8 protein-coding genes are annotated in these 7,547 nt (G+C 58.2%); 4 read left to right on the forward strand and 4 right to left on the reverse strand.

What is annotated here, in order from left to right:
- Nucleotides 1-19 precede the first annotated feature (19 nt).
- The 4 genes from K9N21_20610 to K9N21_20625 form a co-directional block, all read right to left on the reverse strand.
- Nucleotides 20-520, reverse strand: a complete 501-nt coding sequence (locus K9N21_20610) for a GNAT family N-acetyltransferase (GenBank protein MCF8146315.1) — start codon at nucleotides 518-520, stop codon at nucleotides 20-22.
- Nucleotides 521-565: 45 nt separating this feature from the next.
- The gene (locus K9N21_20615) at nucleotides 566-2,287 is read right to left on the reverse strand and encodes an amidohydrolase family protein (protein MCF8146316.1); all 1,722 of its coding nucleotides are present in this window, start codon (nucleotides 2,285-2,287) and stop codon (nucleotides 566-568) included.
- 98 nt (nucleotides 2,288-2,385) lie between these two features.
- Nucleotides 2,386-3,438: an S-methyl-5-thioribose-1-phosphate isomerase gene (gene mtnA / locus K9N21_20620; GenBank protein MCF8146317.1), complete on the reverse strand. Its 1,053-nt coding sequence runs from the start codon at nucleotides 3,436-3,438 to the stop codon at nucleotides 2,386-2,388.
- A 277-nt stretch (nucleotides 3,439-3,715) separates the two neighbouring features.
- Nucleotides 3,716-4,789 carry a branched-chain amino acid aminotransferase gene (locus K9N21_20625; protein ID MCF8146318.1) on the reverse strand — a complete coding sequence of 358 codons (1,074 nt, stop codon included), beginning with the start codon at nucleotides 4,787-4,789 and terminating at the stop codon, nucleotides 3,716-3,718.
- Between the two features lie 172 nt (nucleotides 4,790-4,961).
- Between K9N21_20625 and K9N21_20630 the strand changes: the two genes are divergently transcribed.
- The 4 genes from K9N21_20630 to K9N21_20645 all read left to right on the forward strand — a co-directional run.
- Nucleotides 4,962-5,393, forward strand: coding sequence for a hypothetical protein (locus K9N21_20630; protein MCF8146319.1), 432 nt, complete (start codon nucleotides 4,962-4,964; stop codon nucleotides 5,391-5,393).
- Between the two features lie 29 nt (nucleotides 5,394-5,422).
- The gene (locus tag K9N21_20635) at nucleotides 5,423-6,400 is read left to right on the forward strand and encodes a TAXI family TRAP transporter solute-binding subunit (GenBank protein ID MCF8146320.1); all 978 of its coding nucleotides are present in this window, start codon (nucleotides 5,423-5,425) and stop codon (nucleotides 6,398-6,400) included.
- A gap of 14 nt (nucleotides 6,401-6,414) precedes the next feature.
- Nucleotides 6,415-6,969, forward strand: a complete 555-nt coding sequence (locus tag K9N21_20640) for a DUF1850 domain-containing protein (GenBank protein ID MCF8146321.1) — start codon at nucleotides 6,415-6,417, stop codon at nucleotides 6,967-6,969.
- A 7-nt stretch (nucleotides 6,970-6,976) separates the two neighbouring features.
- A partial coding sequence (locus tag K9N21_20645; protein MCF8146322.1) for a TRAP transporter permease occupies nucleotides 6,977-7,547 on the forward strand: 571 nt, incomplete at its 3' end.

A 7,547-nucleotide genomic window follows, 5' to 3' on the forward strand; every position in this document is an offset into this window, starting at 1 on the left:
CGGAGCGATGGTCGCCCGGCTATTTTCTTGGGGGCATTATATTGGCAAACACGCCCAACTCGTGTCCGGTTCTCTCATTGATGAAGGTTCCCGCCAGAACCATCCCTTCCCTGTAGGTCATCTTGAGGGGGGGGGTGTTGTCCATGCGGATCGTCACATAGACCTTTTTCCCGGTGGATCGTTCAATCAGCCCCCTTATCAGCCTCCCTCCGATACCCGATCCCCTGTATTCCGCCCTTACAGCCGTGTATCCCCTCTCCAGGTATCCGGAAAGATCGAGGCCTGTGGCCGCTTCAAGCTTCTTTCGGTAGGCCTCCTTCGGGTACTTGTGGGTGGATGTGCCTACGACCGTTCCCTCGTGCTCCGCATATGCGACAAGAAAGGCGTTTTGAAGATTTTCCCTGACCCATGAGGTCCCCACGCCGCTTCCCGCTTCGATGAGGCAACTGATCTGTTCAAGGGTCTCCGGCGGGATTTCTTCCGGGCGCTTGAAATGACAGGTGATGGGCGATATTTTCATAGGTTCCCCACGTCCCGGCACACAGGTTCGTTCCGATTCAGGGCATTACCAAGGCTCCGTCATATCCAGATCTCTCCTCGGCCAGAGCACCTCGTCCTTTCGGATGTCGATCACCCCCCGGTAGTTGATCCGCACGTCAGGAAGAAAATCATTCGGCAGAAAAACCAGGGTATACAGCGGATCGTGAAAGGGATACCCCCTGTGGGAGAGGAACGTCTTCAGATCACGCTCTTTTTCCGCGGCCCTGTCCACCGAGGCGTCGGACATGATGCCCCCCAGGGGGAGGGGGAATTCAAAGGCAATCTTTCCGTTTTCAACGGCCACGATCCCGCCTTTGATCTCCAGCATCCTGTTTACGGCCGCGGCCATGGCATCTGGTTTGCGACCTATGACCAGGATCTCCGCGGCGGTATTAAACGAAGCAGCCAACCCTTCCACGCGGTTTCCAAATCCCTGGATGACGCCGTTGGTCGCCCATCTCCTCTCCTTATGGAGAAGTGTCAGAAAGGAGAATCCTTCCCGTGCGCCGAGATCCAGGCGGCCCCCCTGGACATCGAATTCGATCCACTCCGTCCGTGTGATGACGGCACTGATCAGTCTTATGACGGGAAAGCGTATCCTGTTTTCAGACGAGGCGATTTCAAACAGGTCTCTTTCCGCAGACCAGTTGCCCCTGACAAAGGAGCCCGGTGGAAAAAACCGATCCCAGTCGATCTGTGGGAAGGGCGCGATGAGGCGGCCCTGCCCGGCCACAAGTCTCCCCTTGGAGATGACGGTTTCCGGCGTGGGGTGAAGGAGGTCTTTTAAGATCAGAATGTCGGCATATCTCCCCGGTGCGATCCCTCCCACCTCCTGGTCCATGCCATAGTAGACGGCCGGGGTGATGGTCACCATCTGATAGGCTCGGATGGGATCGATCCCCTCTCTCAGGGCGATTTCCAGGATGTGGTCTGTGACCCCGAACTCCTGATAGAATGCAGGGGATGAGGAGTCGCTGGTCAACATGATGCGTTTTGTAGACACCCTGTCTCTGGTGACCACCTTAAGCAGATCGCTCAGGTCCTGCCGGAGAGAACTCTCTCTCAGAAAGACGTAGAGACCCAGCCTCAATCTGTCCAGGACCTCCTGGGCCGTGATGGCCTCGTGACAGGAGGCCACGCCCCCCCTTGATATGTCGTTGAGCTGGTCGTAGCGGGCCCCCGCGGTATGACCGTCCACCCGCTTGCCAAGCCCCTGCGCGATCCTGATGATCTCCATAATCTTCGGATTTCCCCTTATCAGCTCGTGCCACCGGGTGATCTCCCCTAGCGACTGCACCAGCGGATGTCTGAGCAGTTTCTCCAGATTTTCGATTGAAAAAAGGTCATTTTCGCCCGCCATCGGGGTCTGGGGAACAGCCCTGCAAAACCAGAAGTATTTGACGGGCATGTCTGAGAGGGACTCCATGAATCGCTGAAAAAGATCCGGACCCATGAGGAGGTAAAAGAGGAGATTGTCGCAGAAGAGCGTCGTGGTTCCGAGGGCGCAGGCCATTTCGCCGAAGGTGAGGGGGTTGTAGACAAACCAGGGGTGAAAATGGGGTTCGATATAGCCGGGAACCAGGACCTTGCCGGTGGCGTCCACAGTCAGGGCATCTTGGCCCGCTGCATCGTTCCGGGGCCCCACATACCAGATCCGCTCCCCTCTTGCGACCACGTTCATTTCCAGCAATTCACCGGAGTAGACGTTAAGCACCGTGCCGCCCTTTAAGAAGATATCTGGTTTCATGGGTTTCACAGATCCAAAGGTTTCCTTCCCGTTTGAATGTGGGTGAGAGACGGTTTTTGACGGCGCTCAAGAAACCGGAGATCCGGGGGGCCAAGCCCTTACGTCCGTGATCGGCCGCGATTGAGTGCCTCCCGAATATTCTTTTTGAAGGGCGGGCGGATGACGCCGGTTTCCGTAATGATGGCGGATACGTATTTGGCAGGGGTGATGTCAAAGACCGGATTGAGGGTCATGACGCCGGCGGGGCCGATCTGCCGGCCCCCGACCCGGGCGATCTCTTCAGACCCCCGCTGCTCCACCGGGATGAGGTCCCCGTTCTTGGTGGCGGCATCGATGGTGCTGAGGGGGGCGGCTACGTAAAAGGGGATCCGGTGGGCCTTGGCCAGCACGGCCACCTGATAGGTGCCGATCTTGTTGGCCACATCCCCGTTGGCGGCAATCCGGTCGGCGCCGGTAATGACCACATCGATTTTTTTCCGGCGCATCAGAGCGCCGGCCGCGTTATCCGCGATTACGGAAACCGGAATCTTGTCCTCCATCAGTTCAAAGGCGGTCAGGCGGAGGCCCTGAAGCCAGGGCCGGGTCTCATCGGCAATGACCTGAATCCGCTTTCCCTTCTCCCAGGCCGCCCGAATAACACCCAGGGCCGTTCCGTAACCGCCGGTGGCCAGGGCCCCGGCATTGCAGTGGGTGAGAACGGTGGCCTTGTCAGGGATCAGGGCCTGGCCGTTCATCCCCATCTGCCGGTTGATGGCGATATCTTCGGCCAGGATGGTTTCCGATTCCTGCCGCAGGGCCTCCTTGATCTCTTCTGTGGAGTGGTCTGCCATACCCTCGGCCAGCCCGATCATCCGTTCGACGGCCCATCGAAGGTTTACGGCCGTGGGTCGGGCGAGGAGGAGTTCGTCGCCGATCTCTCTGAGCCTCGCAATAAAGACGACCGGGGATTTGGCGCGGATACATCCGGCTGCCAGGGCGAGGCCCATGGCCGCGGCCACGCCGATGGCCGGGGCCCCCCGGATGACCATCTTTTGGATCCCCCGGATCACATCCTTATACCCCCGGCACACATACCATTCCTTCTTGCCCGGAAGTTTCCGCTGGTCGATCATCCTGACCTGCGGGCCGTGCCACTCAATGGTGGGAATCATGTCCTTGTCCCTGCTGGGTTCTGGATTCTGGATACTGGATACTGGTTAATAGATCAGCGGGTTGTTGAGTTCATTGGGCTTGTTGAGTTTATTGGGTTGAACGTCGCGGCATCGGGTTGCTGGCCCGGGCCGATATCCCTTACGCCTCTTTCACCTTATGCCTAACGCCCTTGTTACTCCTTACTGCCTACTCCCTACTCCCCGCTCCCTACTCCCTACTCCCCGCTCCCTGCTCCCTGCTCCCCGCTCCCTGCCCCCTGCTCCCCGCTCCCTGCTCCTACCCGATCTTCACCACCCATCCATAAGGGTCGGGTTTGTGTCCATACTGGATGGCCACGATTTCATCATACAACCGGCGGGACAGTTCGCCCATCTTGCCTCCGGCCACGATAAAATCCTCTCCCTTGTAGGTGATCTGGCCCACCGGGGAGATGACGGCAGCCGTGCCCGTGCCGAAGGCCTCTTTGAGCGTAGCATTTCTGGCGGCCGCAATGACCTCATCAATGGTGAGGGACCGCTCCGAGAGCCTTATCCCCCATTCCTTGACGATCTGAATGACCGAGTCCCGGGTGACGCCGGGGAGGATGCTCCCGTTCAAAGGCGCGGTGATCAGTTCATCATCTATGAGGAAAAACATGTTCATGGTCCCCACCTCTTCCACGTATTTCCTCTCGGCCGCATCCAGCCATAGCACCTGGGTGAAGCCCTTTTTCTTGGCCTCTTCCGCGGCCAGGAGGCTCGCGGCATAGTTGCCCGAGGTCTTGGCTTCGCCGGTCCCGCCGATGGCCGCCCGGACGAAATAATCCTCCACATGGATCTTGACCGGGTTGAGGCCCTCTTTGTAGTAGGCCCCCACCGGGCCGATGATGATGTAAAAGAGATAGGCGTTGGCCGGCCGGACACCCAGGTGGGGTTCGGTGGCGATCATGGTGGGCCGGATGTAGAGCGATGTGCCGCCGCTCTTCGGGATCCAGTCCCTGTCCACCTTGAGAAGCTGTTTCAGCGCCTCCATGGCCAGATCCACATCCACCTCCGGCATGACCAGTCTTTTGGCTGAGCGGTTGAGACGTTTGAAATTCTCGGTGGGCCTGAACAGATATATCCCGTCGTTCGCCCCCCTGTAGGCCTTCAGCCCCTCAAACACCTCCTGACCATAGTGAAGGACCATGGCGGCCGGGTCGATGGAGAGGGGTCCGTAGGGTTCGATCCGGGGGTTGTGCCAGCCTTTTTCCGGGATCCAGTCCATCTTGAACATGTGATCGGTAACGATGTCGCCGAAACCGAGGTTGGATTCATCAGTGGGTTTTGTTCTTCGTTCATGTTCCTCTGCCTGGTTCACTGTAATTTCCATGGTGCGCTCCTTCACAATTAGGATTGTGCGATTCAAAAATGGTAATAAATAGCACATTGAATTCACAATTTCAACGGACAAAATGGAGTTGACAACAACCTCTTTGTATGGTGTTATCTGAGATCGAATGAAAAGGGGGTAACCGTTTAACCATGCAGGGAAAGGAGGGAACATGAAACAGTGTAAAGGCGTATTCCTATGGATGGTGGTGATCGGGGCGGCAGTCTGCCTGGGCCTGTGGGCCGGCATGGGGGGGATGGCCCAGGCCGCAGAGGGAGACTTTGCCTGCGCTCAGGAAGACAAGATAAGCAAAGACATCTCTCCCGAGGCCCAATTGGAAGGGTTGACCTGCTTCTTCAAGAAATATGAAGGGGCACAGGTCCTTCATTTCAAATTGGCCGTCAAGAACGTCAGCGACACACCTCAACGGTACCGTGTGCATATTTTCCTGGATAACGGCAAGGCGGTGGGAGGTCTCATCCCGGCAAAGACCAAGAAGGGGCTGGTCAAGCCGGGGCAGAGCGCTGAGTTTGTCTACCCTGTCACCGGGATGACGGACAAGGCCGGTTCGGTGGACCTGAAGATTGCCACAGTCAAAGAGTAACCGATGACAGTTCAAGAAAGGGAGGTCGAATGACTATGAAAAAGCTGAGTATGTTGTTGATCATTATCGCGGCCCTGTCTCTGATGGTGGCAGCACCGGTTGGGGCCAAAACCGTCTTTCTCGGCATCGGCACCGGCGGCACCGGCGGCATCTATTATCCCTACGGCGGGGGCGTGGCCGAGATATGGACCCGATATGTGCCCGGCGTCAGGGCGGTGGCAGAGGTCACGGGCGCGAGCGTGGAAAATGTCAAGCTGGCTTCCAAGGGCGAAACCGTGGTGGGCGAGGTTATGGGCGATGTGGCTGTCGCCGGCTATGAGGGGACCTCCAAGTTCAAGGGACAGAAGCAGAATATCCTGTCCATGGCCATCATGTACCCCAACCTGCTTCAGCTGGCGGTGATGAAGGACGGCTCGATCACCGACGTGGAGCAGATCAAGGGGAAGACCATCAGCTCCGGGAGTCCCGGCAGCGGCACCAATTTCATGGCCGAGGTGGTGTTTAAGGCCCTCGGCATCCCTTTGGATTCTTACAAAGATTCCCGCCTGTCCTTTACCGAGACCGCCAATGCCCTAAGGGACGGGACCATTGAGATGGGGACGTGGTCTGTGGGGCCGGGCACCAGTTCCATCATGGATCTGGCCACCACCCATGACATCCGGATACTCCCCTTTACGCCCGAACAGACGAAGAAGGTGCTGGCGGCCAACCCGACCTATTCCGCGGTGGAACTGGCTGGGGGCGTATACAACGGCGTGGACAAGCCGGTGCCCACCATCGGCGTCTGGAATGTGCTGATCTGCCAGAAGTCCCTGGACACCGACCTGGTGTACAAACTGGTCAAGGCCCTGTACGAACACAACGACCTGCTTCGCAAGATCCACCCCTCGGCGGCGTATACCACCCCTGAAAATGCGGTGAAGTACTCGCCGATCCCGCTCCATCCGGGCACGATCAAATACCTCAAGGAAAAGGGGATTCAGGTACCTGAAAAGCTGATTCCGTAACGGGGTGACGGGAATTGCTCAAGAGGCCGGCTAGGGGCGTCATATGGGCCGCAGCCGGCCTTTTCCTGGGCCTGATCCTGGTCGCCTGGTTGCGGCCGGGCGGTCTGGAGCTGCGCATCATCCCCGTGAGGGGGGGACAGCCATTGCTGGTGTTGCCGATGGACCCGGGGGAGCGATTTACGGTTCGTTACTATCACTCGGTGGAAGACGCCCCCATCTGGGAGGTGCACAGCCTGGATGAAGAGGGGCGGATCTATATCGAGGAGGAGCGCTATCTCAAGTTCGGGGCCGGCATGGGCCGGATGCCGGGCGTGGGACGGATGGTGAAAAGAGGGCCGTACGAGGTGATCGAGGCGATGCATCTTCCCACGGGTAATTTTGTCCTGCGGATCGGAAGTCCCGGCGTGGACCATACCATTCTCTGGCGGGGGACCGAAACCCATCTCTCGGCTGTCGCGCCCCATGAGGCGGTTCAATTTTCGGCCCGGCCAATGAGCCTCCTTTACAAGATCTATCGCTTTTTTCTTCCCCATCCCGCCACGCCCGCAAACCGCGGAGACCAGGAGTGAGGTGATCATGACAGAGAGGAGTGACGCAACATCCGCCGCTTCCCCCGTTGAATGGGGGATCTTGAAAATCATTGCAGTGGTCGGCATCGGGCTCAGCCTGTTCGAGCTGTATACGGCAGGGATTGTTGCAATGACCGCCATGCAGCACAGGGCCGTGTTCCTGGGCGCCATTCTGGTGATCGCCTTTCTGACGCGGCCCCTGTATAAGGGGGCGAGAAGAGATCGCTGGAACTGGGCCCTGGCGATTGACCTGATCCTGGTTGTCCTGAGTGTGGCCGTATGCGCCTATATCTTTATCGATCTTCAGGGCATATTCGACCGTCAGGGCGACTGGAGCCAGTGGGACATCGCCGTGGGCATCACCCTGGTGGTCCTGGTGCTGGAGTCTACCCGCCGCGTCATCGGCCTGAACCTGACCTTTATCGCCCTGGGATTTCTGCTGTTCGGGTATTTCGGTCCCTACATGCCGACCATCATCGTGCATAAAGGCTATTCCATCGAACGGATGGCCACCACGCTCTCTCTCACCACGGAAGGGATATTCGGACTGCCCACGGCTGTTGCAGCCACCTTTGTGT

It is taken from the genome of Deltaproteobacteria bacterium (assembly GCA_021737785.1).
Taxonomy (GTDB): Bacteria; Desulfobacterota; DSM-4660; order Desulfatiglandales; family Desulfatiglandaceae; genus AUK324.